At 67.5% G+C, this 23193-nt stretch carries 23 protein-coding genes, 1 pseudogene and 3 riboswitches; of the genes and pseudogenes, 7 read left to right on the forward strand and 17 right to left on the reverse strand.

Going from position 1 to position 23193, the window contains the following annotated elements; genetic code table 11:
- Positions 1–93: 93 nt before the first annotated feature.
- Positions 94–296, reverse strand: a riboswitch (cobalamin riboswitch).
- A gap of 72 nt (positions 297–368) precedes the next feature.
- On the forward strand, positions 369–941 hold the full coding sequence (locus AB3L03_RS05410; protein ID WP_204510775.1) for a histidine phosphatase family protein: 573 nt from the start codon (positions 369–371) through the stop codon (positions 939–941).
- On the opposite strand, the gene cobT is transcribed toward AB3L03_RS05410, so the two are convergent.
- From cobT to cbiE, 8 genes are all read right to left on the reverse strand, one after another.
- Positions 942–1994, reverse strand: coding sequence for a nicotinate-nucleotide--dimethylbenzimidazole phosphoribosyltransferase (cobT, locus tag AB3L03_RS05415; protein ID WP_085352377.1), 1053 nt, complete (start codon positions 1992–1994; stop codon positions 942–944). It abuts the gene before it with no gap.
- Between the two features lie 15 nt (positions 1995–2009).
- Complete coding sequence (gene cobF / locus AB3L03_RS05420) at positions 2010–2759, reverse strand: precorrin-6A synthase (deacetylating) (RefSeq protein ID WP_085352376.1); 750 nt, start codon at positions 2757–2759, stop codon at positions 2010–2012.
- A gap of 45 nt (positions 2760–2804) precedes the next feature.
- Entirely contained in the window at positions 2805–3482 is a 678-nt protein-coding gene (locus AB3L03_RS05425) for an energy-coupling factor ABC transporter permease (protein WP_085352375.1), read from the reverse strand.
- A gap of 36 nt (positions 3483–3518) precedes the next feature.
- Positions 3519–3739: riboswitch (cobalamin riboswitch) on the reverse strand.
- Positions 3740–3784: 45 nt separating this feature from the next.
- Positions 3785–4516, reverse strand: coding sequence for a uroporphyrinogen-III C-methyltransferase (gene cobA, locus AB3L03_RS05430; RefSeq protein WP_018458670.1), 732 nt, complete (start codon positions 4514–4516; stop codon positions 3785–3787).
- Complete coding sequence (locus AB3L03_RS05435; protein ID WP_018458669.1) at positions 4513–5823, reverse strand: cobyrinate a,c-diamide synthase; 1311 nt, start codon at positions 5821–5823, stop codon at positions 4513–4515. Before AB3L03_RS05435 ends, cobA begins: the two co-directional genes overlap by 4 nt.
- Positions 5823–6605: a precorrin-4 C(11)-methyltransferase gene (gene cobM, locus AB3L03_RS05440; protein WP_368508323.1), complete on the reverse strand. Its 783-nt coding sequence runs from the start codon at positions 6603–6605 to the stop codon at positions 5823–5825. Before cobM ends, AB3L03_RS05435 begins: the two co-directional genes overlap by 1 nt.
- A complete protein-coding gene (locus tag AB3L03_RS05445) occupies positions 6602–6970 on the reverse strand; it encodes a cobalamin biosynthesis protein (protein ID WP_162496360.1) in 369 nt (122 codons plus the stop codon). The genes cobM and AB3L03_RS05445 overlap by 4 nt, the downstream gene beginning before the upstream one ends.
- Positions 6967–8148 carry a precorrin-6y C5,15-methyltransferase (decarboxylating) subunit CbiE gene (cbiE, locus tag AB3L03_RS05450; protein ID WP_204510773.1) on the reverse strand — a complete coding sequence of 394 codons (1182 nt, stop codon included), beginning with the start codon at positions 8146–8148 and terminating at the stop codon, positions 6967–6969. Before cbiE ends, AB3L03_RS05445 begins: the two co-directional genes overlap by 4 nt.
- Here cbiE and AB3L03_RS05455 point away from each other — a divergent pair.
- Positions 8147–8893 (forward strand): cobalt-precorrin-6A reductase, encoded by a 747-nt coding sequence (locus AB3L03_RS05455; protein ID WP_368508324.1) that lies wholly within the window; start codon positions 8147–8149, stop codon positions 8891–8893. The genes cbiE and AB3L03_RS05455 overlap by 2 nt on opposite strands.
- On the opposite strand, the gene cobJ is transcribed toward AB3L03_RS05455, so the two are convergent.
- From cobJ to AB3L03_RS05490, 7 genes are read right to left on the reverse strand one after another with little or no spacing between them, the layout of a single operon-like run.
- Positions 8869–9603, reverse strand: coding sequence for a precorrin-3B C(17)-methyltransferase (cobJ, locus tag AB3L03_RS05460; RefSeq protein ID WP_018458664.1), 735 nt, complete (start codon positions 9601–9603; stop codon positions 8869–8871). The genes AB3L03_RS05455 and cobJ overlap by 25 nt on opposite strands.
- On the reverse strand, positions 9600–10331 hold the full coding sequence (locus AB3L03_RS05465; RefSeq protein ID WP_026233633.1) for a precorrin-2 C(20)-methyltransferase: 732 nt from the start codon (positions 10329–10331) through the stop codon (positions 9600–9602). The genes cobJ and AB3L03_RS05465 overlap by 4 nt, the downstream gene beginning before the upstream one ends.
- 2 nt (positions 10332–10333) lie before the next feature.
- Complete coding sequence (locus AB3L03_RS05470; RefSeq protein WP_018458662.1) at positions 10334–10963, reverse strand: precorrin-8X methylmutase; 630 nt, start codon at positions 10961–10963, stop codon at positions 10334–10336.
- Positions 10963–12126 (reverse strand): precorrin-3B synthase, encoded by a 1164-nt coding sequence (cobG, locus tag AB3L03_RS05475; protein WP_018458661.1) that lies wholly within the window; start codon positions 12124–12126, stop codon positions 10963–10965. The genes AB3L03_RS05470 and cobG overlap by 1 nt, the downstream gene beginning before the upstream one ends.
- A complete protein-coding gene (cobN, locus tag AB3L03_RS05480) occupies positions 12123–15371 on the reverse strand; it encodes a cobaltochelatase subunit CobN (protein WP_368508325.1) in 3249 nt (1082 codons plus the stop codon). The genes cobG and cobN overlap by 4 nt, the downstream gene beginning before the upstream one ends.
- Entirely contained in the window at positions 15371–16420 is a 1050-nt protein-coding gene (gene cobW / locus AB3L03_RS05485; protein WP_204510769.1) for a cobalamin biosynthesis protein CobW, read from the reverse strand. Before cobW ends, cobN begins: the two co-directional genes overlap by 1 nt.
- Complete coding sequence (locus tag AB3L03_RS05490; protein ID WP_204510768.1) at positions 16417–16800, reverse strand: DUF1636 domain-containing protein; 384 nt, start codon at positions 16798–16800, stop codon at positions 16417–16419. The genes cobW and AB3L03_RS05490 overlap by 4 nt, the downstream gene beginning before the upstream one ends.
- A gap of 94 nt (positions 16801–16894) precedes the next feature.
- A riboswitch (cobalamin riboswitch) is annotated at positions 16895–17113 on the reverse strand.
- A gap of 40 nt (positions 17114–17153) precedes the next feature.
- On the opposite strand from AB3L03_RS05490, the gene cobO reads away from it, so the two are divergent.
- Positions 17154–17789 carry a cob(I)yrinic acid a,c-diamide adenosyltransferase gene (cobO, locus tag AB3L03_RS05495; protein ID WP_204510767.1) on the forward strand — a complete coding sequence of 212 codons (636 nt, stop codon included), beginning with the start codon at positions 17154–17156 and terminating at the stop codon, positions 17787–17789.
- 10 nt (positions 17790–17799) lie between these two features.
- Positions 17800–19248 (forward strand): cobyric acid synthase, encoded by a 1449-nt coding sequence (locus tag AB3L03_RS05500; RefSeq protein WP_204510766.1) that lies wholly within the window; start codon positions 17800–17802, stop codon positions 19246–19248.
- Here AB3L03_RS05500 and cobD read toward each other — a convergent pair.
- Together cobD and cbiB are read right to left on the reverse strand one after the other, a co-directional pair.
- Positions 19237–20199 carry a threonine-phosphate decarboxylase CobD gene (gene cobD / locus AB3L03_RS05505; RefSeq protein WP_204510765.1) on the reverse strand — a complete coding sequence of 321 codons (963 nt, stop codon included), beginning with the start codon at positions 20197–20199 and terminating at the stop codon, positions 19237–19239. The genes AB3L03_RS05500 and cobD overlap by 12 nt on opposite strands.
- Positions 20200–20210: 11 nt before the next feature.
- The gene (gene cbiB, locus AB3L03_RS05510; protein WP_085385847.1) at positions 20211–21152 is read right to left on the reverse strand and encodes an adenosylcobinamide-phosphate synthase CbiB; all 942 of its coding nucleotides are present in this window, start codon (positions 21150–21152) and stop codon (positions 20211–20213) included.
- Positions 21153–21273: 121 nt separating this feature from the next.
- Between cbiB and cobU the strand changes: the two are divergent.
- The 3 genes and pseudogenes from cobU to bluB all read left to right on the forward strand — a co-directional run bounded on the left by cobU (position 21274) and on the right by bluB (position 23192).
- Positions 21274–21776: pseudogene (cobU, locus tag AB3L03_RS05515) on the forward strand (bifunctional adenosylcobinamide kinase/adenosylcobinamide-phosphate guanylyltransferase).
- Positions 21773–22555, forward strand: a complete 783-nt coding sequence (gene cobS, locus AB3L03_RS05520) for an adenosylcobinamide-GDP ribazoletransferase (protein WP_204510763.1) — start codon at positions 21773–21775, stop codon at positions 22553–22555. Before cobU ends, cobS begins: the two are co-directional and overlap by 4 nt.
- Positions 22556–22559: 4 nt before the next feature.
- On the forward strand, positions 22560–23192 hold the full coding sequence (gene bluB, locus AB3L03_RS05525) for a 5,6-dimethylbenzimidazole synthase (protein ID WP_204510762.1): 633 nt from the start codon (positions 22560–22562) through the stop codon (positions 23190–23192).
- The last annotated feature ends 1 nt before the right edge of the window (position 23193 follow it).

Here is a 23193-nt window from a genome sequence, read left to right on the forward strand (position 1 = left end):
TCAGTGGCACGTCACCGCGAACCAGGGTCCCATCGTCCGGCTTGCAGCCTTCCGATGAAGCCGAATGTCTGTACTCCCCGACCGACATCTTCGCGTGTGACCACGGCTGACGGCAGGTCTCCTGGCTTGCGGGTCAGTACCTTGCATCGCCTTCCCGGGACCGAGATACCCAGTGGCTCGTGACGCAAGATCCGCCGCTTACAGTTGCGGGGGCAGCCACGGCATTGGGGACAACGTCCCCGCACCGCATTCCCTTTTCATCCCCTCTCGGGGAAACCGTCGCGAGCATCTAGGATTACGATCCAGACAGAGTCAATGTGCCAGTTGCGGCGCTATTGCCACAACGACCAGTTTCCTTGGAGAAAAGCATGGAAGGCGAGACCTTCCTCTGGCTGATACGGCACGCGCCCGTCGATGGCGTTTCGGGGATCATCCATGCAGCCGACGCGCCGGCCGATCTCGGTGCTCGCGCGCAGCTGGAGGCGCTGCGCCAGCGCTTGCCGCGGGACGCCGCGAGCTATGCGAGCCCGTCGCGGCGCACCGTCGAAACGGCCCGCGCGCTGGGACTCGAGCCGCTGCAGCTGGACGAATTCAGCGAGCAAGACTTTGGCGACTGGACCGGCCGTCGGCATGACGAACTCGCCGCGACCGGTGGCGAGGCCTATGCACGGTTCTGGAGCGATCTGGCGCGCGGACGGCCGCCCGGCGGCGAAAGCTTTGAGGAACAGGTCGCGCGGGTCCGCCTGGGTTTGTCGAAGATCGGCACCGGGGCCGCAACGCTCGTCGTGCATTCCGGCACGATCCGGGCGGCGCTGTGCATCGCGCTCGACCTGACGCCACAAGCGGCCCTGCGCTTCATGATCGATCCGCTGTCGCTGACCAGGATTGACCGGCTCGCGACCGGCTGGCGCGTCGTCTCCGTCAATCAGCGGACGATTTGATCAGGCCGGACGATCAGGCACATTGGCCTGCGCAAAGGTCGCCATGCCGTTGTGGAGCGCGCAGGCCGACCGCACCAGCGGCAGCGCGATGGCCGCGCCCGATCCTTCGCCGAGCCTGAGATCCAGGCTGATCAGCGGCTGCACGTTCAGCGCGCGCAGCACCAGCCGATGCCCCTGCTCCGCCGACTGGTGCGAGGCCAGCAGGGACAGCTGGCACGAAGGGTTGAGCCGCACCGCCGCCAGCGCCGCGACCGACACGATGAAGCCGTCGATCAACACGGGGATGCGGTGCTGTGCAGCCGCGATAACGGCACCGCAGATGGCGGCGATCTCGAGACCGCCGACGGCGCACAGGATCTTTTCGGGCGCAGCGCCCGCAATGTCATGGCGTGCGATTGCAGCGTCGATCACCCGCGCCTTGTGCACACGGCCGGCCGCGTCGATGCCGGTACCGCTGCCCGCGATCTCCGCGGCGCTCACGCCGAGCAAGCCGGCCGCGATCGCCGCCGATGTCGTGGTGTTGCCGATGCCCATCTCGCCGAAGATCAGAAGATCGGGCTGCCCGGCCTGTGCGCGCGTCACCGCACGTCGGCCGGCTTCGAACGCAAATGCCAGCTCCGTGGGGGTGAGCGCAGCTTCGACGCTGAAATCGCGCGTACCGCTGCGCGGCTTGTCGGTCATGATTCCAGCCATCTCCCCCTGCGCCAGCGTGCCGGCGTCGACGACCTCCAGGCTGGAGCCCAGCTCACGCGCGAGCACCGAGATTGCGGCACCGCCGGAGGCAAAGTTCGCCAGCATCGCGATGGTCACTTCCTGCGGATAGGCCGAGACGCCCTGCGCGACGATGCCGTGATCGCCGGCGAAGATGATGATCGGCACCCGCGCCGCGCGCGGCTGCTCGGTTGCTTGCAGGCCCGCAAGCTCGATCGCGAGCTGCTCGAGCCGGCCGAGCGCGCCGGTCGGTTTCGTCAGTTGCGCCTGCCGCGCCACCGCCGCCTCGCGGTGGACTGCGGAGATATCGGGGCATTGTTGGGTGACCCATTCGGGGAGCATGCTGCCTCGCTTGCCTTACGGCCTGCGCTTGAGGATGTAACTGTCCATGATCCAGCCGTGCCGTTCGCGCGCCTCTTGCCGCACGGCGACGATGCGCGGGCCGATCTCGGCCAGCGCGCCGGACATCACGATCTGATCGGGCATGCCGAGATAGGCCCCCCACCAGATGTGCAGGCCCGCCGGATCAAGCGACTGGAATGCCGTGCCGCCGTCGAGCATCACCACCACGGTGTCGACACCTGCCGGCCAACCGCCATCGCGCAAGCGGCGTCCGGTCGTGATCAGAAACGGCTCGCCGATGTCGTTGAGCGGCATCGCATGCGCCGCGCACAGCGTCTGGATCGAGGTGATGCCGGGCACGACTTCGATTGTCGGCAAGGGATCGAGCCGCCGCGCGATACGCAGCGAGGAATCGTAAAGCGAGGGATCGCCCCAGATCAACAGCGCGACCTTGCCTTCGCCTTCGAGATGATCCCCGATCGTCTGCGACCAGACGGCGGCCACGGCATCATGCCAATCGTCCACGCCCTTGCGATAGTCCGCTTCAGCGGCGTCCCGCACGGGCAGATCGAACTCGGCAATACGCGTCCTGTCGCTGGTGAGCGCATCCGCGCAGATCGTCCGCCTGAGATCGGCGAGATCGGATTTTGTAGTCCCCTTGCGCGGGATCAGGACGAGATCGGCCGCGTTGATGGCAGTAATCGCGGCGCGCGTCAGCTGCTCGGGATCGCCGCAACCGATGCCTATCAGAGAGAGCGTGAGCATCGTGGCTGCGAAGGGCGGCCATCATGGCCGCCCGTTCGCTTGTCTCTAGGCCGCGTTGTGCAAACGCGGCGTGACGAGGCCGGGCGCGGTGACGCCGCGCAACGACTTCGCCAGCGCGAGCACGCCGAGATCGGCGAGCGGCTCGATCACGATGACCAGCGCATAGGACGCCGCGAAGGTCGCGATGTTGGCGAGGTTGGTCGCGCCGAAGCCGGAGCCATAAATCGCCCAGAACGCCACCCAGGCGATGACGCCCGCCTGATAGGTCGTCGAAAGCGCCAGCGCCTGGCGGTACTTCAGATCGACATAGGCCGTGTTGCTCGAAATGATCCGCGTGGCGATCGCCTGGATTCCGAACAGCGGCACCAATAGCGTGGTGACGTTCATGCCATATTGCGGCAGGTCGGGCGGCTCGAAGAAGATGCCCTGGAACAGCAGGCCAAACGCGAGGCCGAAGGCCGCAGGCGCCGCGCCAAACAGCAGGAACAAGGTCGAGCCGAGGATGAAGTGCACTTCGGAGACGCCGACCGGGAAGTGCGGCAGGATCTCGAAGAAGATAAACACAAGTCCCGTGGTGGCGAGCGTCCGCGCCGCGAACGACGTGATGCCCTGCTCGCGCACGGTCTCAGCCGCGAGCTTCAGGGCAACACCGCCGACAGCGATGCCGGTTGCGTAACTCAATACGAGCTTGGCGTCCGAGACTAGTCCGGGTTCGATATGCATGGCTCAGATCCTTCTTGCCGTCACACCCGACGGCCTTGGCCTCAAAACATGCACGGCCGGTCTCCTGGCTCGCGGTTCACTGGGAGTCTCCGGCCTTCCCGGGCCTCGCGGCCCAGTGGCTGATCGAAGTCCCTCACCGCTTACAGTCGCGGGGGCGGCTGGGGTTTTGGGCGCCGCAACTGGGTCCGCCCATCCCCATTCCCGATTATGCTCCGGCGCTTTGCGCCGCGTCGAGCACCATGCGTCTCCTGTGTGCCTCTTTCGCCGGCCGGGCGTCAAGGGGCGACGGGCGGACGAGGCGGTCATGACGGATAATTCCCCGCCAGCGCGCCGAACAGGATGACGGCCGCCGTGGAGGCCGCTCCGCCCCGCGCAAGCTGCTCAGCAAGTTCCGAAATGGTGGTGCGGACCAGCCGCTCATCGGGACGGCCGAGCGATTCGGCAAACAACGCCGGCGTGGTTGGGGCGAGCCCGTGCTCGATCAATTTGACGACCAACGCCGGAAACGTCCGCCGGCCCATATAGACCACGGTTGTCGCCTCCGGATCGGCCAGCGCCGCCCAATTGAGATCTGGCGGCAGCTCGCCGGTGACGTCCGCCCCGGTCACGAACTGCACGCGGCGCGAGGTGTGACGCCGGGTCAGCGGAATGCCGGCTTGCGCGGCGGCGACACAGGCCGAGGTGACGCCGGGAATGATCTCGTAGCCGATGCCCGCTTCGCGCAGCGTCTCGAGCTCCTCCTCAAGCCGGCCAAAGATGCCGGCATCGCCCGACTTCAATCGCACCACGCGCGCGCCTGTCACGGCATAGTCGACCAGCAGGCGGTTGACATGGTGCTGCTTGGTCGAGGCCCGCCCTGCCCGCTTTCCCACCGCGACGAGATTGGCGCCGGGCCGGGCCAGATCGAGGATCGCGCCTGAAGCAAGATCGTCATAGAGCACAACGTCGGCCTCGCGCAGCCGCGCTGCACCCTTGAGCGTGAGCAGCTCGGGATCGCCGGGCCCGGCGGAGACAAAGGAGACAAAACCGCTCACCGGTCCTCCGCGATCAGATGGAAGAACGTGCCGGTGGCTTGTCCCCGCCGCGAGCCGGTCTCGGCAATGACCGCACCTGTCGCGTCGTGCACGACCGCCAGCGCCGTGTCGGGCTGCGCGACTATGGTCGAATAGTGGAATTCATGGCCACGCAGGCGTGCACCCGCCTGATGACCCGGCATCGGCGCGGCGAGCTCGGCCAGACGATAGCCCAGATGCATGCGGCGCTTGGCAAAGCTCGTCTCCAGGCCGAGCAGGCCCGTCATCTCGTGGCTGATGCCATCGGCGTCGGTCAAAGCGGTGCCCAGCACCATATAGCCCCCGCATTCGCCGTGCACCGGGCGCGTCTCGGCGAAGGCGCGCAATCCGCTGCGGAAGCGCGCATTGGCAGCGATCCTGCCGGCCTGCAGCTCGGGATAGCCGCCAGGCAGCCAGCACACATCGGCGACCGGATCAGGGGCTTCATCGGCGAGCGGCGAGAATGTCGAGATCTCCGCACCCGCCGCGCGCCACGCTTCCAGCATGTGCGGATAGACGAAGGAGAACGCGGCATCACGGGCAAGCGCAATGCGCTGGCCGGGCGGCGTCACGTTGACGCCGCTTGCGGCAGGTTGCGGCGACCAGGTGGCCGCCGAACGCAGCACCGCGTCGAGATCGACATGCTCGGCAACGAAGCGCGCGGCCTCGTCGATCAGCTTGCCGATTTCCGCCTGCTCCTCGGCCTGCACCAGTCCGAGATGCCGCTTCGGCAGGCTGATCTCGGCATGGCGCGGCAGCGCGCCGAATACGGCGATGCCGGCATCCAGCAGCGCGCGCCGCACGAGGGCTTCGTGGCGCGGGCTCGCAACGCGATTGAGCACGACGCCTGCAAGGCGCACACCGGGGCGGTAGTCGCGAAGGCCCGCCGCGATCGCGGCCGCCGTTTGTGCCTGTCCTGAGGGATCGATCACCAGCAGCACCGGCCAGTCCAGCATCTCCGCGATGTCGGCGGTCGCCCCGGTGCCGCAGACGCCACGCGCGGCGACGCCGTCGAACAGACCCATCGAGCCTTCGGCCAGCACGACATCGGCGTCAATGCCGCGACTGACGAGATGCGAGATTGTCCCGCGATCCATCGCCCAACTGTCGACATTGACCGAGGCGCGTCCCGTCGCGGCGGCATGAAACGCGGGATCGATGTAATCGGGGCCGCTCTTGAAGCACTGCACCCGCAATCCGCTGTTGCGCCAGGCGCGAGCAAGCGCCAGCGTCAGTGTGGTCTTGCCGACGCCGGAGGCCGGCGCGGAGATAACGAGCCCTGCCGCCATCACGACACCTCCGGAAAGCGCGGCTCGGCGCCGACCGGCCGATAGCGGCGGTCATAGTCGGCAGCATAGAGACGGCTCTCGGAAAAATCCGCCGAGCCCAGCGTCTTGCCGACCAGGATCAACGCGGTGCGCTCCATCTCGCCCCCGACCGCAGCGTCGAGTGTTGCGAGCGTGGCGCGGATGATGCGCTGCTCGGGCCAGCTCGCACGCCAGACGATCGCGACCGGGCAATCCGCGCCATAATGCGGCGTCAGCTCAGCGAAGACCTTGTCGAGCAGATGAATCGACAGATGGATGGCGAGCACCGCGCCGGTGGCGGCGAAGGCGGCAAGCTTCTCGCCTTCGGGCATCGCGCTGGCGCGGCCCGGCGTGCGCGTCAGCACCACGGTCTGGGCAAGGCCGGGCAGCGTCAGCTCGGCCTCCAGCGCAGCCGCGGCGGCCGAGAAAGAGGGAACGCCGGGCGTGACCGTGTAGGGAATGTCGAGCGTGCGCAGGCGGCGGAGCTGTTCGCCCATCGCCGACCAGATCGAGAGATCACCGGAATGCAGCCGCGCAACGTCCTTGCCATCGGCATGGGCGGCGGCGATCTCCGCGACGATCTCATCGAGCGACAGCGGCGCGGTGTTGACGATCCGCGCCCCGGGCGGGCAATGCGCCAAGACGCCCTCGGGCACAAGTGAGCCAGCATAGAGGCAGACCGGACAGGCGGCGATGAGATCGCGGCCGCGCAACGTCAGCAAGTCAGGAGCGCCTGGCCCTGCCCCGATGAAATGCACCGTCATGCGCCGTCTCCTTCCGCGATCGCCGCGGTCGCGGTGCGATCCTGCGAGACCACCCGCGTCGCAATCAATCGCGCGCGAGGTCCGGCCGCTGCGAGCGCCGCCGCCTCGGCAACCGATCCCGTCCCGAACTTTTCCACGACGAGCTTTGACTGCGTCGGCGTGTCGATGCCAACAAGCACTTCGGCGGCAACCGCCTTGATCGGCAAGCCGCATTCGCGCGCGAGCTGCTTCAACACCTCCTCGTCGGCCTTATCGCTGACCGTCGCCACTGCTGCGAGGCCTTCGGGACCACCGGCCGCCAGAAGCGCCTCACGCAGCGAGGCCAGCGTGACGTCCCGCTTGAATCCGAGCCCGGCGACCTTCATCGGACCGCGCTCCATTGCACCACGGGCCGCACGGCCTCCCAGGACCGGTAGCGGCCGAGCGAAGCGGCATGCGCAATCTCGACCCGCATCAATTCGCCGCCGTGGCGCTGGTGCAGCTCACCGAGCAACGCTTCCGTCTCCAACGTTACTGAATGCGCGACCAGCCGCGTACCGGGCGAGAGCCGCGGCCAGATGGCGTCGAACATCGCGATGTCGAGACCGCCGCCGATGAACACGGCGTCAGGCCCGTCCAGCGTAGCAAGGGTTTCAGGCGCTTTTCCCGCGATGACTGTGATCCGATGTGCCAACCCGAACGCCGTCGCATTGCTGCGAATGTTCGCTGCGCGATCCTCGCGCGCCTCGACGGCGATCGCGGTGCCCCCGCACAGCGTCCACTCGACCGAGATCGAGCCCGAGCCCGCACCGATGTCCCATAGCCGTTCACCGGGACGCGGCGCCAGCGCCGAAAGCGCGAGCGCACGGACCGGACGCTTAGTGATCTGGCCGTCATGGACGAAGAGTTCGTCCGATAGTCCCGAGCTGTGGGGGATGCCCTGCGCGCCCGCCGCCTCAACGGCTACCGCGACCAGATTTCCGGCAAGATCGCCTGCGAAGCTGTCGGCGCGATGCGCGTTGATCCTTTCGCGCGGCCCGCCAAGCGCAGCGAGTGTCCAGAATGCCGAGGCACCCCATCCGCGCGCCGTCAGCCATTTCGCGAGATCGCCTGCCGCCTTTGCGTCGCGCACGAGACAAATGATGCGTGCCCCTCGCGCCAGGTGTGGCACGAGACGCTCGAATGGCGCGGCGTGGAGACCGAGACAGGCAACGGATTCCAGACGCCAGCCAAGCCGCGCAGCAACGAGCGAGAATGTCGAGGGAGCCGCATACGCGATCCATTCGTCGCCATGGAGCTTCTCGGCGAGGCTCGCGCCGGCCCCGTGCCAGAACGGATCGCCGGAGGCGAGCACCGCCGTCGGGCGACCACGGCAGCTCAACACGATTTCTGCATCGAACGGCACCGGCCATGGACGGCCGCGCCCGGTTATGCCGGCGAGTGCAAGATGCCGTTCACCGCCAAAGACAGTTTCGGCATCATCGAGCGCCTTTCGGCTTGCCTCGGACAGCCCGGCAAGGCCATCTTCGCCGATACCGATGATGGTCAGCCAGGGATCAGCCATGACGCGCGCCCTCATTCTGGGCGGAACGGCCGACGCGAGCCTGCTCGCGGCGGAGATCGCGCGCGCCGGCGTCGATGCCGTGTATTCCTATGGCGGCCGCACCCGCGCGCCCGCCGGTCAGCCGTTGCCGACGCGGATCGGCGGTTTTGGCGGCGCAAGCGGACTTGTCGATTACATTGGTCGGAAACACATCACGCATGTAATCGACGCGACGCATCCCTTTGCCGCCGAGATGAGCCGCAATGCGGTCGCGGCATGTGCGGAAACCGGCACGCCGCTGATCGCTCTCGAGCGAGCGCCGTGGACCAAAGCGCCCGGCGACAACTGGATCGAAATACCTGATGTCGACGCCGCGGTCACCGCACTGCCTGAAGTGCCGGCAAATGTGTTCCTCGCCATCGGCCGCCAGCACATCGCGCCGTTCGCGACCAAGCCGCAGCACGCCTACACGCTGAGATTCGTCGATCCGCCCGATGCGCCGGTGCCCTTCGCCGCGGACGTCATCGTGTCGCGTGGGCCGTTTACGCTTGAGGGCGAACTGGAGATGCTGCGCGCGCGAGGCATCACCCGGATCGTCGCCCGCAATTCCGGCGGCGACGGCGCGCGCGCCAAGATCGACGCCGCCCGCAGGCTCGGCCTGCCCGTGATCATGATCTCGCGGCCGCAACTGCCGGAACGCTTGCGGGTCGAGAGCGTGGCCGAGATCATGCAGTGGCTCGGTCATCGGGCCTGCCTCGGCGCATAGACCCAGCGGCCGACGCGGCGTGTCTGCGAGTTGCCGACGATCACCAGCGTGCGCATGTCGGCCATCTCGGGCCGGGCTTCGTTCAGCCTGACGGTCTCGATCTTTTCGTCGGCGGCGCTGATCGCGCGCGCGAAAATCACAAGACGGTCGCCACAGCCGGCCTCGTTCAGCACCGCGAGCGCACGGCCAAATCCTTCCGGCCGGCTCGCCGAGCGCGGATTGTACATCGCGATGGCAAAATCGGCTTCCGCGGCGAGCCGCAGGCGCTTCTCGATCACCGCCCACGGCTTGAGATTATCGGAGAGATTGATCGCGCAGAAATCATGGCCGAGCGGTGCGCCGGCGCGCGCGGCAGCCGCCAGCATCGCAGTGACGCCGGGCAGCACGCGGATCGGCAGCTCCTGCCATTGCGGCGCCTGTTCGAGCGCCTCGAACACGGCGGACGCCATCGCGAAGACGCCGGGGTCGCCGGAGGACACGATGACGACTTGGCCGCCTTCGGCCGCGAGCCGCAGCGCCTCGCTCGCGCGCTGCAGCTCTTCGCGATTGTCGGAAGGATGCAAAGTGAGCCCTGCCCGCGCTGGCACGCGCGCGACATAGGGCGCGTAGCCCAGAATGTCGGTCGCGGCGGCAAGCGCGGCGGAGACCTCGGGCGTCACCAGCGCAGCGCTGCCCGGGCCGAGGCCAGCGATGGTCAGCGTGCCCGTCATTCGGCGGCGTCCGGATGCCGGCCCTTGCCGTGCACGAGCACGATCGCAAAATAGGGGCAGTCGGCGGCGTCGATCTCCGCAAGCCGCACCACGCGCTCGCCCGGCATGGTGCCGCGCTCGACCAGCCACGCATCGTCCAGCCGTCCGGCGGCAGCGAGCGCGCGGCGCACTTTCGCGAGATTGCGCCCAGTCTTCATGATCACGAGCGCATCGGAATCGCGCATGCGGCGTTCGAGCTCGTCCTCGGCGAGCGTGCCCATGAGCACCGTCGTCACGTCGTCGCCGAGCGCAATCGGCTGTCCCACGCCATTCCAGCAGCCGACCATGCCGGGAATGCCGGCGATCACCTCGATCTCGACGCGGCCCTGCAGGCGCATGTGCAGATGCATGAAGGAGCCGTAGAAGTAAGGATCGCCCTCGCAGAGCACGACGACGTCGACCGCGCGCGCCAGCCGCGCCAGTCGCTCCGCCCATTCGTCGTAGAAGCCGGCAAGCAACTGGACATATTCAGGCGTGTCGAAGGCGATCTCGGTCGTAACAGGATATTCCATCGGATATTCGGTGACGTCGGCAGCCAGCATGCCCTCGACGATGCGGCGCGCCTGGCCGGGCCGGCCCTTTTTGCGGAAATAGGCGACATGCCTCGCGCCGCGCACCGTGCGATCGGCGCGCACGCTCATCATATCAGGGTCACCGGGGCCGAGACCGCAGCAGATGATGCGTCCCATCGCTATTCGCTCCGGCTCGCCAGCGCGTTCACGGCGGCGACCGTGATCGCGGAACCGCCAAGGCGGCCCTCGACCGTCAGCGCCGGCACCGGGGAAACGGCCATCAGCGCAGCCTTGGATTCGGCCGCGCCGACGAAGCCGACCGGACAGCCGATGATTGCCGCGGGCCGTGGGCAGTCCCGGTCCTCCAGCATGTTGAGGAGATGGAACAGCGCGGTCGGCGCATTGCCGATCGCCACGATCGCGCCGTCGAGATGCGGCCGCCACAGCTCCAGGGCCGCGGCCGAACGGGTGTTGCGCATGGACTGCGCGAGCGCGGGAACGGTCTCGTCGCCCAGCGTGCAGATGACGGCGTTGGCGGCGGGAAGCCGCGCCCGCGTAATTCCTTCAGAGACCATGCGCGCGTCGCACAGGATCGGTGCGCCCTTCTGCAAGGCCGCGCGTGCGGCGACCGCCATGCCTGATGTGAAGCGGATATGCGCTTCGAGGCCCACCATGCCGGCGGCATGGATCATCCGCACCACCACCTGCTCCTCGTCCGGCGTGAAGCGCGCAAGATCGGCTTCGGCCCGGATGGTGGCAAAGGACTGCCGGTAGATCGCAGCGCCGTCGGTCTCGTACGTGTGCGGCATCAGTGCCCTCCCATCAGGATGGAGGGATCTTTGACGATGTCGTCGCGATTCAGCCCGCGCAGGATGGGCTCATCGCGCGTCGACCCGGCGCGCACGAGATCGAAGCCTGCGCCGGTCGCGACCAGAGTGATGGCGGCGGGACCAGAATGGGCGCAGCCCTTGGCACAGCCGGAGACGTGTAGCCGTGCGGCCGCGCCGATGTTCGGCGCCAGGGCCGCGGCAAGGCCACGGGTATCGGCATGCGCCTCGCGACAGCGTGGCGCACCGCTACAGGCGATGACGCGCAGCGCAGGGTCGTAGGCCTCGGTGATCAGGCCGGTCGCGTTCGGCATCACGCGCTTGGCTTCGCTCAAAACCATCCGCCACGGCGTCATGCGCAGCGCATGTCCGCAACCGGCGAACTGGTTGAGCGTTGCATGCGCCATCTGTCCGAAGGCGACCCCGACCATCGCACCTTGCGCATAGAGGCCGGGACGCGCCGCGGCCATGATCGGCGCCGGCTCGGCCTCGCCGCGCAATGCCGCCGGCAAGATTGCACCGGCTGCAAGATGCGCCGCCATCCGCCCTCGCCCGCCTCTCGCGCCGCCGGAGGTCACGAACCAGCCGGCGAATGCGAGCGCGGTGGTCACGGCCTCGCCACGTGGGACCGAGCGGCCGAGTTTGTCGCCATCAGCCCGTACCAGCAGTCCGCCGGAACCATCGCGCTCGATCCGCACGTCGGCGGAATCGCCCGCAAGCACGCGTGAGGTGCCGTCGTCGATGGCGAAGCCGAACTTGGTTGGAAGTTCGAGCTGGCTGTCGGCGAGCGCCTCCTCGAGCTCGGCGGCGAGCGATTGGGTCTCGTCCCCGCTACGCCAGAACGGCGTCACAAGGATGTTGCGACGGGATTCGGTCTCCGCATCCGGGTCGAGCAGCGCCAGTTGGGAAAGGCCATCGAGCAGCAGCCTGTGGCTGGTCTCGTTGACGCCCCTGATCTGGAGATTGGCCCGGCTGGTCACGTCGATCAGGCCATTGCCATGGCGTTCGGCGAGATGAGCCAGTCCGGAGATCTGCGCCGCGTCGAGCCGTCCGCCGAACGGACGCACGCGGGCCACCAGCCCGTCGCCCGATTGCATCGGGCGCAGCGCGCCGGGACACCAGCCCTTGACCACGGAAGCACTCATGAGGCCTCCCGCAGCGCAGCCGCAATCGAGTTGCGGCGCGTTCGCCAGAGCGAGGCTTCATGCAGGCGCGTGAAACACGTTTCCATCGCGGCGAGTGCCGCCGGATTTTCGCGGGCCATGAAGGCGTGGACGTAGTCATGGCCGAGCGTCGCATCGTAGTAGAGGTCGAACAGATGCGGCGGCACGGCGCCGGCCAGATGCGCGAAGGCGGCCATGTGCTCGAGCGTCGCGGTGATCTCGGCCGCCCCGCGAAAACCGTGGCGCATCATGCCCGCGATCCAGGCCGGGTTGGCCGCGCGCGCGCGGACGACACGGGAGATTTCCTCGGTCAGCGTACGCGCATGCGGCTGCTCGGGGCGCGTCGCATCGAGATGATAGAGCGATGGTCCCGCCGCGCCGAGATGGGCCGCGGCAGCCGCAATGCCGGCCTCATGCGCGGCATAGTCGGCCGCGAGCAGAAGATCGGTTTCCGGCAAATCCTGCATGTGAACAAAAGCATCGGCCGATACGATCCGCTTCTCGATACCGGCACGATCGAGCTTGATTTCGCCATCGGCCGAGAACGCCCATGACGATGCCGAGAGCCACGCTTCGCCGGCGGCTTCGCGCGTCTCGGGCGTGAAGGCGTCCGGGATTGCCGAGAGACCCACGCCGTATTGTCCGGGACGCGGCGCGAACACGCGCGATGTGCGATGGCGATATGGATTTTCGTCGCCCTCGTCCTCGCGGACCGACAGCGCCGCGGCTGCCGCCTCGAACAATTGCGCAAGGCCTGAGAAGACGTCGCGGAACAGGCCCGAGACACGCAGCGTGACGTCGATGCGGGGCCGGCCAAGCTCCGCAGGCGCGATGATGTCGTAGCCGGTGACACGGCCGGAAGCATGATCCCAGCGCGGTGCGAGGCCGGCCAGATGCAGCGCCATGGCGAACTCTTCGCCGGCGGTGCGCATTGTCGCCGAGCCCCAGAGATCGACGACAAGGCCCTTTGGCCAGTCGCCATGATCCTGCAAATGACGACGTAGCAATTCTTCGGCGAGCTTGATGCCTTGCGCATGCGCCGACGGCGTCGGCACCGCGCGCGGATCGACGGCGAAAAGGTTGCGTCCCGTGGGCAGCACGTCCTGGCGGCCGCGATAGGGCGAACCTGACGGCCCCGGCGCGACGCGCCGGCCTGCAAGCGCGGCCCGCAAAGCGTCGCGCTCTGCTTCACCGCAGGCGCCGCGGCCGAACACGTGCAGGCCGTCGCCGAACTGGCTTTCCTTGAGATCGCAGACGAAGCGGTCGATCCGCGGGATCGCTTCGGCCGGAGCGGCCGCTGCATCGAGGCCAAGATCGTCTTCGAGGCCAGCCGCGCGTGCCTCATCGCGGATCGCGGCGATCAGACGCTGGCGGCGGGCGGGATCGAGACCATCGGCCGTCGAGTACTCGTCGAGGAGCTGTTCAAGCCTGCGCAATCCGTCCGGCACCGCTGATATTGCGAGCTGCGGCGGCAGATGGCCGATGGTGACGGCCCCCAGGCGCCGCTTGGCCTGCGCAGCCTCGCCGGGGTCGTTGACGATGAAGGGATAGATGACGGGCAAATCGCCGATCAGGGCTTCCGGCCAGCACGCCTGCGACAGCGCCACGGATTTTCCGGGCAGCCATTCCAGCGTGCCGTGCGCGCCCATGTGCACGACGGCATCACAGCCCTGCTCGCGGAGCCAGAGATAGAACGCGACATAGGCATGGCGCGGCGTGCGGGCGAGATCGTGATAGTCGGCATCGCGCGCGGTCGCATCGCCACGCTCCGGCTGAACCGCGATGATCGACCGGTCGCATTGAATCGCAGCGAAATGGAACGCGCCGTCGCGACAACCCGGATCGGTCTCCAGCGCGCCCCAGGCTTGCGCGAGATCATCCTGCAACACTTGCGGAAGGCGCGACAGTGCAGCACGGTAATCGGCGACGCTCCAGCTCAAGGTCTGCTTGAGCAGCGTCTCGCCGAGGGCATGGACCGGATCGAGATCAAATCCGGCCTCCGCGAAGTCGGACACCAAAGCCTCGACCGACGCCAGCGCATCGAGACCCACCGCGTGCGCGATCTGATGCGGACGGCCCGGATAGTTGGAGAGCACGAGTGCCATCCGCTTGTCAGCGGCCGGCGTCTCCGCAAGGCGCCGCCAGGCCGCAACGCGCGCGGCGACGGCCTTCACGCGCTCCTCGTCAGGCCTGTGTGCCAGATGCGAAAATTGCAAATCGGGATCCCGCATCGCGGCAGACTTGAAGCTCACCACGCCCGCGAACAGGCGGCCGTCGACCTCGGGCAGCACCACATGCATCGCGAGGTCGCCGGGCGACAGGCCGCGGAGCGAGCTCGCCCAGTCCTCGCGGCGGGCCGTGGAGAGCGCGACCTGGAACACGGGGCAGGATGCGGCGTCGAACGGCGTCGTGCCGTCGTCGCCCATCGCCGAGAACGCGGTCGCATTGACGATCGCGGCCGGAGGATTTTGCGCGAGATATCCGCGCAACCAATCTGCAACGCCTGGAGCCTTCAGCGAGGTAACGAAGACACCAAACGCGTCGAACCCCTTCTCGCGCAATGCGGCGATCAGGGCATCGACCGGGCCGGTGTCGGCAGCGGTGAGATAGGAGCGATAGAAGGCCACGAGCGCGCGCGGCCTGCCCTCACCCGACGCCGGCGCGGCAATGACGCCGCGCGCGGGATCGTAAAAGCCCATCTCGGGCACGGTCATGTCGCCGATAACAGGTCCCGCATAGAGGCCCGAAGCCAGCGCAAGCTGCGCGATCGCGGCTTGCGATGGGACGGGGCCGCCGGTGTCGCAGAGCACCTTGAGCCGCCGCAACGTCGAGACCGGCAGGGTCGAATACGCGTCCAGCCGCGTATCGTCGCGGCCGTCGGCCGGCAGCACGGCCAGCACGATGCCGCGCTCCTTCGCCAGCTGCTGCAGGGCCGCGAGCCCATACGGCCAATAGGATTCCCCGCCGATCAAACGCACGAGAATGCCGCGCGCGTGCGCAAGCGTGCGTTCGACATAGGTGTCGACCGAGAGCGGATGACGAAGTTCTGCGAGATTGACGAGCCGCAGCGACGGCAGGCTGTCGCGGCCACGGCGCCAGCCGGCCGCGAACGCGGCAAGATCGGAATCCGAATACGAGAGCACCACGAGATCGGCCGGGTCCTGGCCAATGTCCCTTGGTATCGCGGTCTCCTCGAGACCGCGGCTCTCGCGGAAGACGACGTGCATCAGATACCGGATCCTGAAAGACCGAGTCCCGCCTTGATCGCGGCCTCGTCGATATCGCCGTGCTCGCCGATCACGACCAGCTTTGACTGCCTCGCACCCGCGCCCCAGGGCTGGTCGAACTGGTGGCGCACGCGCTCGCCCACCGCTTGCAGCAAGAGGCGCATCGGCTTGCCTTGCACCGCGATGTAACCCTTGACGCGCAGCACATTCTGCTCGCGCGCCAGACGCTGAACGGATGCAACCAGCGCTTCGATATCGGTGACCTCAGGAAGATCGATCACGACGGACGCAAAATCGTCGTGCTCGTGATCCTCTTCGCCGTCGTGATGCGAGGGACGCGCGGCGAGATCGTTCTCGGCGGCAGCACCGAGGCCGAGGATGAGGCGCGCGTCGATCGCGCCGTCGGTGATCGCCAGCATCGGCACGCGGCGCGACATCTCGGCGGTGATCGCCGCCTTGGCCGCTTCGAGGCCTGCCGCGCCCGCAAGATCGGCCTTGGTCAGCAGCACGATGTCGGCGCAGGCGATCTGGTCCTCGAACACTTCCGACAGTGGCGTCTCATGGTCGAGATTGCCGTCCGCCGCGCGCTGCGCTTCGACGGCAATTGGGTCGGGCGCGAAACGGCCGGCGGCGACAGCTTCGGCGTCGGCAAGCGCGATCACACCATCGACGGTGATGCGCGAACGGATCTCCGGCCAGTCGAACGCCTTGAGCAGCGGCTTGGGCAGTGCCAGGCCCGAAGTCTCGATCAGAATATGATCGGGCCGCACCGGCCTCGACAGCAGCTTCTCCATGGTCGGAATGAAATCGTCGGCGACGGTGCAGCAGATGCAGCCGTTGGCGAGCTCGATGATGTTCTCTTCCGGGCAATTCGCATCGGCGCAGGATTTCAGAATCTCGCCATCGACGCCCTCGCTGCCGAACTCGTTGACGAGCACCGCGAGCTTCTTGCCGTTGGCATTGGCAAGCAGATGCTGGATCAGCGTGGTCTTGCCGGAGCCGAGAAAGCCCGTGACGACCGTGACCGGGACTTTTGCGAGCGAATTCATTCGGCGGCCTCCGGCACGACGGCCAAGGGGGAAATGGGGGGAATGCGGGCAAGCGATTGCTTGCGGAAGATCTCCGGGCGGCTGCGCCAGGGCACAAGGCCGTCGGGCGCGGCCGCATAGGCCGCGGCGCCCGCGACCACGTCGTTCGCATTCGCATCCGAGAGGCGACCATAGACATAGGACCAGCGGCCGGGCGCGCTGAGCGCGACCGAGCAACCCTGGTTGCATGCCGACAGGCATTCGACGGGAACCACGCTGACGCCGTCAGGCACGCCGGCCTCGAGGATCGCACCATGCAGGCGCTTGCCGGGCGTCGTCTCGCCCTCGCCAAGCGTCTGGCCGGCGCGGCAGGTGATGCAGACATGAAGTGTGACGGTCATCGCTTCTTCCAGAATAAACAGCGGGAAGCGAAGAGGCCCACGAACCGTTCTTGCGAAGGCCCGTTTCCCCGTCGCGGAACACCCCGTCCGCCGGTCCAAAATCGTCCGCGCTGGCAGGTCTCCCGGCTTGCGGAGCAGGGTTTCCCCTTCGATCCCCGCCTTCCCGATCCCCAGGGGATCAGTGGCTTCGGGCATCTCTCCGGTCACGGTCGCGGGGGCGGCTGCATTTTGGAACCAAATCTTGCCGATTCGGACCCTATCGCATTCCCTCTTCGCCTGTCGTAGGACAGGAACCAACGCCGGGCCACCATTTGCCCCCGACCGCCTCTTGTCAAGCCGAAGGACCCCGTCCGATGACCTCCGAACCGGATAGCCAGACGGCCGACGAAACCGACGCCCGCCATGCCTCGAAAATGGCGAAGAAGAAGGTCGCCCGCGACAAGATCATGGCGACCAAGAGCGGCGAAAAGGGCCTCATCATCGTCCACACCGGCGCCGGCAAGGGCAAGTCCTCCTCGGCCTTCGGCATGATCGTCCGCTGCGTCGCCCATGGCTTCCCCTGCGCGGTCGTGCAGTTCATCAAGGGCGCCTGGGATACCGGCGAGCGCCGCATGCTCACCGGCCATTTCGGTGACCTCTGCCAGTTCCACGCCATGGGCGAAGGTTTTACCTGGGAGACGCAGGACCGCGCCCGCGACATTGCCGCCGCCCGCGCCGGCTGGGAGAAGGCCAAGGAGCTGATCCTCGATTCGAATCTCCGCATGGTCGTGCTCGACGAGATCAACATCGCGCTGCGCTACGACTATCTCAATATCGCCGAGGTCGTCGATTTCCTGGTGACCTCGAAGCCGCCGATGACGCATGTCGTGCTCACCGGCCGCAACGCCAAGGACGAGCTGATCGACATCGCCGATCTCGTCACCGAGATGACGCTGGTCAAGCATCCCTTCCGCTCCGGCATCAAGGCGCAAGCCGGCGTCGAGTTCTAAGAAACTCGCGATGGCGCGCGCATTGATGATCCAGGGGGCCGGCTCGGACGTGGGCAAATCGCTCATCGTCGCCGGCCTCGCGCGCGCCTTTGTGCGACGCGGCCTATGCGTGCTCCCGTTCAAGCCGCAGAACATGTCGAACAACGCGGCCGTGACTGTCGACGGCGGCGAGATCGGCCGCGCCCAGGCGCTCCAGGCGCTCGCCGCCGGCGTCGAGCCGCACACCGACATGAACCCGGTGCTGCTGAAGCCCGAGACGGATGTCGGCGCGCAGGTGATCGTGCATGGAAAACGCATCGCGACCGCGCGTGCGCGTGAATATGCGGCGATGAAGCCGGCATTGATGGACGCGGTACTGGAGAGCTTCGAGCGGCTGAAGGCGCGCGCCGATCTCGTGCTGGTGGAAGGCGCCGGCAGCCCGGCCGAGGTGAACCTGCGCAAGGCCGACATCGCCAATATGGGTTTTGCGCGCAAGGCCGATGTGCCGGTCGTGCTGGTCGGCGACATCGACCGCGGCGGTGTCATCGCGCAACTCGTCGGCATCAAGACAGTGATCGACCCGGATGATGCCGCGATGATCCAGGGCTTTGTCATCAACAAGTTCCGCGGCGATCCCACGCTGTTCGATGACGGCTACAAGCTGATCGAAGAGAAGACCGCATGGCGCGGCTTTGGCGTGCTGCCCTGGTTCGCGCGCGCCGGCGAGCTGCCGGCAGAGGATGCGCTGGGCCTGAGCGATGCGCGCAAGCCGGGCCAATGCAAGATCGCCTGTCTCGCGCTGTCGCGGATCGCCAATTTCGACGATCTCGATCCGCTCAAGCTCGAGCCTGGCGTCGATCTGGTGATGGTGCGGCCGGGCGAAGCCATTCCCGGCGATGTGCGCCTCGTCATCATTCCCGGTTCGAAATCCACCCGCGGCGACCTCGCCTTTCTCCGCGCGCAGGGCTGGGACATCGATCTGCTGGCGCATTGCCGCAGAGGCGGCCATGTGCTCGGCCTCTGCGGCGGCTATCAGATGCTCGGACGCAGCGTCAGTGATCCCGATGGGATCGAGGGCCCCGCCGGCGACACACCGGGTCTCGGGCTTCTGGATGTCGAGACGGTGATGAGCCCGCAGAAGACGCTGACGCGTGTCGCGGCCGTGCATGCCGCGACGGATCAACCGATCGAAGCCTACGAAATCCACATCGGCCGCACTGATGGGCCGGATCGCGCGCGGCCATTCGCAAGGCTGAATGGCGAACCGGAAGGCGCGATCTCGCGCGACGGGCGCGTGCAAGGCAGCTATCTGCACGGCCTGTTCACGTCGGATGATTTCCGCAAGGCCTTTTTGGCGAAGCTCGACATTCCCGCCGGCGACGAGCCCTATCACGCCAGGGTCGATAGCGCGCTCGATGCGCTCGCCGATCACATCGAGCAACATCTCGACATCGACGGCCTGCTCGCGCTAGCGCGCTAGAGCCTCGGCCAGGCGCGTCCATTCGGATTCGCCGCCCGGAAGCCCGAGGCGCAGCCATGTCGGCTCTCGCGCGAACACGCGCGACCAGATATGGCGACGCGCCAGCTTCTCCTGCGCGGCAGGCGCGTCGGGCGTCTCGTAGAGACGAAACAGCTGGGTCCCGCCGACGAGCGTCCAGCCTTGCGACTGCACCATGCCGTCGAAACGACCGCAGTCTCGCGCCAGCCGCGCGGACGTGGCCTCCGCCCAGGCATCGTCACGCAGCGCGCGGCAGCCGATGGAGATCGCCGCTCCCGAGACCGGCCAAGGCCCCGACATCGAGGCGAGCCTGGCGATGTCGGACGAATTGCCGAGCGCGAAACCGAGCCGCAGGCCGGCAAGGCCATAGAACTTTCCGAAGGAGCGCAGGATCAGCAGCCCCGGCCGGTCCCCGGATGCAAGCGATAGCTGCGGGGCTACATCGGCGAAACTCTCGTCGACGACGAGACGACCGACGCGCGGCAGCAGCGTCAGCAAATCCCTTGGTGGGTGGCATCGGCCGTCGGGATTGTTGGGATTGACGACTATGGCGAGGTCCGCGCCCGCCAATGCGTCGAAGTCCCCGACCTCCTGGACCTCCCAGCCCGCGGCCGAGAGGACCCCGGCATATTCGTTGTAGGTCGGGGCGAGGATGCGCGCGCGGCCGGGTGGCGCAAGTTGCGGCAGCAGTTGAATCGCCGCCTGTGCGCCGCCGAGCGCGACAACCGCCGCGCTCGTGCGGTAAGCGTGCCGCGCCGCGTGATGCAGCGCCTCGATCTCGGCGCGCGACGGCAACGCGCTCCACGCGCGCGAACTCACCTCGCCCACGGGATAAGGCAGGCGGTTGATACCGGTCGACAGATCGATCCAGTCCTCCGCGCGACCGCCGAAGCGCTGCTGGGCCTGATCGAGATTTCCACCGTGCTCGCGCATGCGCTGTTCTTTCACGCGAAGGCCAGGATCGCAAGGATGCCGGCGAGCAGCAGCATGGTGCGGCGGTAAACCGTCAAGCCTCGATCGATGTCGGCGGCAAGCGGATCGCGCGCAGCTTCATTCAGCCATGGCTCGTTCGTGATGCTGCCGTGATAGATCCGCGGACCGCTGAGCCGCACACCGAGCCCACCCGCCATGGCTGCTTCCGGCCAGCCGCCGTTGGGCGAACGATGACGGCGTGCGTCCCGCGTCATGCACGACAGCGCCTCGGATCGCTGGGGCGCCAGCAGCACGAACAGAAATCCGGTCAGCCGCGCCGGAATGAAATTGGCGACATCGTCGATGCGCGCCGCGGCCCAGCCGAAGGCTTCGTGGCGTTCGGAGCGATGGCCGATCATGGAGTCCAGCGTGTTGATCGCCTTGTAGCCCAAAATGCCGGGAAGACCGAACAGCGCGCCCCAGAACACGGGTGCGACGATGCCGTCGGATGCATTCTCGGCGAGGCTCTCGATCGCCGCACGCGCGATCCCGGCCTCGTCGAGCGCTGCGGGATCGCGGCCGACGATGCGCGAGACCGCGTCTCGGGCGGCGGCGATGTCACCCGCTCGCATCGGGTTTGCGACGGCAGCAACGTGGTCGTGCAAGGAGCGTAGGGCGACCAGCGGCCAGGCGAGGACGCCGACCAGCACGATCTGGATCCAGCCCAAGGGAAGCAGGGACTGCAGCGCCCAGCCGAGCGCGACCGAGAGCGCGATCACCGCGAGCGCTCCGGCGAGACCAGCGGCGCGGCGAAATGCCGGCGGATCAGACGGTCGATTCCAGGCGGTGTCGATGGCAGAAATCAGCCAGCCCAGCCAGGTGACGGGATGGCCGATCCGCGCGAACAACCACGACGGCCAGCCCAACAGGGCATCCACCACCATCGCAACCGCCATCGCACCCGCAAAACCCACACCCGTCTCCTGTCCTGCCCCTGTTGCGCAAAGGGTGGCCGGAGCGCAAGCCCCTGATTGGCGGATTTCGGCTTTGTTTTTGGCCGCGTTTGGTGATTAGTGCAGGCCGACAGGAGACTTCATGGCCGTCATTTTGATCACCGGCGGAGCACGGTCGGGCAAGAGCAAGCGCGCGGAAATGCGCACGCGCGCCTTTCCCGGGCGGCCGGTCTACCTCGCGACAGCCGAGGCTCTCGATGCCGAAATGGAGGCGCGCATCGCCATGCATCGCGCCCGCCGCGGAACCGACTGGATTGAACGCGAAGTGCCGCTCGATCTCTTGCCCGCGCTGCTCGCCACCGACGGCGGCGGCGCGCGGCTCGTCGATTGCCTGACGCTTTGGCTCTCCAACCTGATGCATGGGGGCGCGACTGGGAACGCGAGATCAAGGAGCTTGCCGGCGCCCTGCCCCGGCTGAAAAGTCCCGTCGTTCTCGTCACCAACGAAGTCGGCCTCGGCATCGTCCCCGACAATGCGCTGGCGCGGAGCTTCCGCGACGCCGCCGGCTTCATGAACCAGGCCATCGCGGCCGTTGCGGACGAGGCCGAGTTCGTCGTCGCCGGCCTGCCGATGAAACTGAAATGATGCCGCGCGACCAATTTTTGCGAGACGTCATCGCCGATCTCAGGATGGCGGCATCGTTCGTGACAATCCTCCCCGTCGCATTGTCGAAGCCCGCAGCTGACGGCGCCGTCGCACGCGCGACCTGGGCTCTTCCAGTCGCGGGACTGCTGGTCGGCCTTGCCGGCGCCTTGGTCTACAAGGTCGCGAGCCTGTTGGGTCTGTCGCCGAACCTTGCCGCCCTGCTCGCGCTGGCCGCGACCGCCCTCGTCACCGGCGCGCTGCACGAGGACGGCCTTGCCGATACCGCCGACGGGCTCGGCGGCGGCCGCACCCGCGAGCGCAAGCTCGAGATCATGCGCGACAGCCGGATCGGCACCTATGGCGTCTGCGCGCTGATCCTGTCGTTCGGCCTGCGCTGGAGCGCGCTCGCGACGATCGCCAATCCGTGGGTCGTCGCGCTCGCACTGTGCGCTGCGCACACTGCGGCCCGCGCGGGCTTGCCGGCCTTCATGTCGCAGGTCGCGCCTGCGCGACCTGACGGCCTGTCGGCGAGTGCGGGATCACCGCCGGGCCGCAGCGTTGCGATCGCATTCGCTGTTGGAATCCTCGCGCTCGTGCTCGCGCTTGGGCCGGGCAAGGCGCTGGTGAGCCTGATCCTGCTCGCTCTCTCCGGCCTGATGCTGGCGCGACTTGCCATCCGCCAGATCGGCGGGCAGACCGGCGACATCCTCGGCGCGTTCGAGCAGACCGGCGAGATTCTGATCCTGCTGGTTGCCGCAGCTTTCCAGATCGGAGGGTGACGCAATGGTCGAATTCGACGACACCTTCCGCCAGCACTTGCGCGAGCTGTTCGTGTGGCGCCGCGACGTGCGCCGCTTTCGCGCCGATCCGTTGCCGGACGGCGCCATCGATCGCCTGATCGAGACGGCCTGTCTCTCACCCTCGGTCGGCCTCAGCCAGCCCTGGCGCTTCGTCATCGTCGATGAGGCCGCACGGCGTCGCGCCGTGATCGACGACTTCAAAGCGTGCAACGCGGACGCGCTGAATTCCTATGCCGGTGAGCGCGCAGCACGCTATGCCACGCTGAAACTGTCGGGTCTCGAACAGGCCCCCGGCCACCTCGCCGTGTTCGCGGACAAGGCCAGCGACACCGGTCACGGCCTCGGCCGCGCGACGATGCCGGAGACGACGGAATATTCCGTGGTTGCGGCGATCACCGCAATGTGGCTGGCCGCGCGCGCCGAGGGCATCGGGCTTGGCTGGGTATCGATCCTCCATCCGAATCGCATCCACGCCATTCTCGACGTGCCCGACACCTGGAAATTCATCGCCTATCTCTGTATCGGCTATCCGGAAGTCGAATGCGACCGGCCCGAGCTGGAACAGGCGAAGTGGGAGCAGCGGCGGGGGGCAGAGGAATTCACGCTGCAGCGTTAAT

The organism is Bradyrhizobium lupini, from assembly GCF_040939785.1.
GTDB lineage: Bacteria > Pseudomonadota > Alphaproteobacteria > Rhizobiales > Xanthobacteraceae > Bradyrhizobium > Bradyrhizobium canariense_D.

Bases quoted from the DNA above. Each gene is read 5' to 3' on its own strand.
- AB3L03_RS05410 (WP_204510775.1), top strand. From the start codon at position 369: ATGGAAGGCGAGACCTTCCTCTGGCTGATACGGCACGCGCCCGTCGAT.
- cobT (WP_085352377.1), bottom strand. From the start codon at position 1,994: ATGCTCCCCGAATGGGTCACCCAACAATGCCCCGATATCTCCGCAGTC.
- cobF (WP_085352376.1), bottom strand. From the start codon at position 2,759: ATGCTCACGCTCTCTCTGATAGGCATCGGTTGCGGCGATCCCGAGCAG.
- AB3L03_RS05425 (WP_085352375.1), bottom strand. From the start codon at position 3,482: ATGCATATCGAACCCGGACTAGTCTCGGACGCCAAGCTCGTATTGAGT.
- AB3L03_RS05435 (WP_018458669.1), bottom strand. From the start codon at position 5,823: ATGGCGGCAGGGCTCGTTATCTCCGCGCCGGCCTCCGGCGTCGGCAAG.
- cobM (WP_368508323.1), bottom strand. From the start codon at position 6,605: ATGACGGTGCATTTCATCGGGGCAGGGCCAGGCGCTCCTGACTTGCTG.
- AB3L03_RS05445 (WP_162496360.1), bottom strand. From the start codon at position 6,970: ATGAAGGTCGCCGGGCTCGGATTCAAGCGGGACGTCACGCTGGCCTCG.
- AB3L03_RS05455 (WP_368508324.1), top strand. From the start codon at position 8,147: ATGACGCGCGCCCTCATTCTGGGCGGAACGGCCGACGCGAGCCTGCTC.
- cbiE (WP_204510773.1), bottom strand. From the start codon at position 8,148: ATGGCTGATCCCTGGCTGACCATCATCGGTATCGGCGAAGATGGCCTT.
- cobJ (WP_018458664.1), bottom strand. From the start codon at position 9,603: ATGACGGGCACGCTGACCATCGCTGGCCTCGGCCCGGGCAGCGCTGCG.
- AB3L03_RS05465 (WP_026233633.1), bottom strand. From the start codon at position 10,331: ATGGGACGCATCATCTGCTGCGGTCTCGGCCCCGGTGACCCTGATATG.
- AB3L03_RS05470 (WP_018458662.1), bottom strand. From the start codon at position 10,963: ATGCCGCACACGTACGAGACCGACGGCGCTGCGATCTACCGGCAGTCC.
- cobG (WP_018458661.1), bottom strand. From the start codon at position 12,126: ATGAGTGCTTCCGTGGTCAAGGGCTGGTGTCCCGGCGCGCTGCGCCCG.
- cobN (WP_368508325.1), bottom strand. From the start codon at position 15,371: ATGCACGTCGTCTTCCGCGAGAGCCGCGGTCTCGAGGAGACCGCGATA.
- cobW (WP_204510769.1), bottom strand. From the start codon at position 16,420: ATGAATTCGCTCGCAAAAGTCCCGGTCACGGTCGTCACGGGCTTTCTC.
- AB3L03_RS05490 (WP_204510768.1), bottom strand. From the start codon at position 16,800: ATGACCGTCACACTTCATGTCTGCATCACCTGCCGCGCCGGCCAGACG.
- cobO (WP_204510767.1), top strand. From the start codon at position 17,154: ATGACCTCCGAACCGGATAGCCAGACGGCCGACGAAACCGACGCCCGC.
- AB3L03_RS05500 (WP_204510766.1), top strand. From the start codon at position 17,800: ATGGCGCGCGCATTGATGATCCAGGGGGCCGGCTCGGACGTGGGCAAA.
- cobD (WP_204510765.1), bottom strand. From the start codon at position 20,199: ATGCGCGAGCACGGTGGAAATCTCGATCAGGCCCAGCAGCGCTTCGGC.
- cobS (WP_204510763.1), top strand. From the start codon at position 21,773: ATGATGCCGCGCGACCAATTTTTGCGAGACGTCATCGCCGATCTCAGG.
- bluB (WP_204510762.1), top strand. From the start codon at position 22,560: ATGGTCGAATTCGACGACACCTTCCGCCAGCACTTGCGCGAGCTGTTC.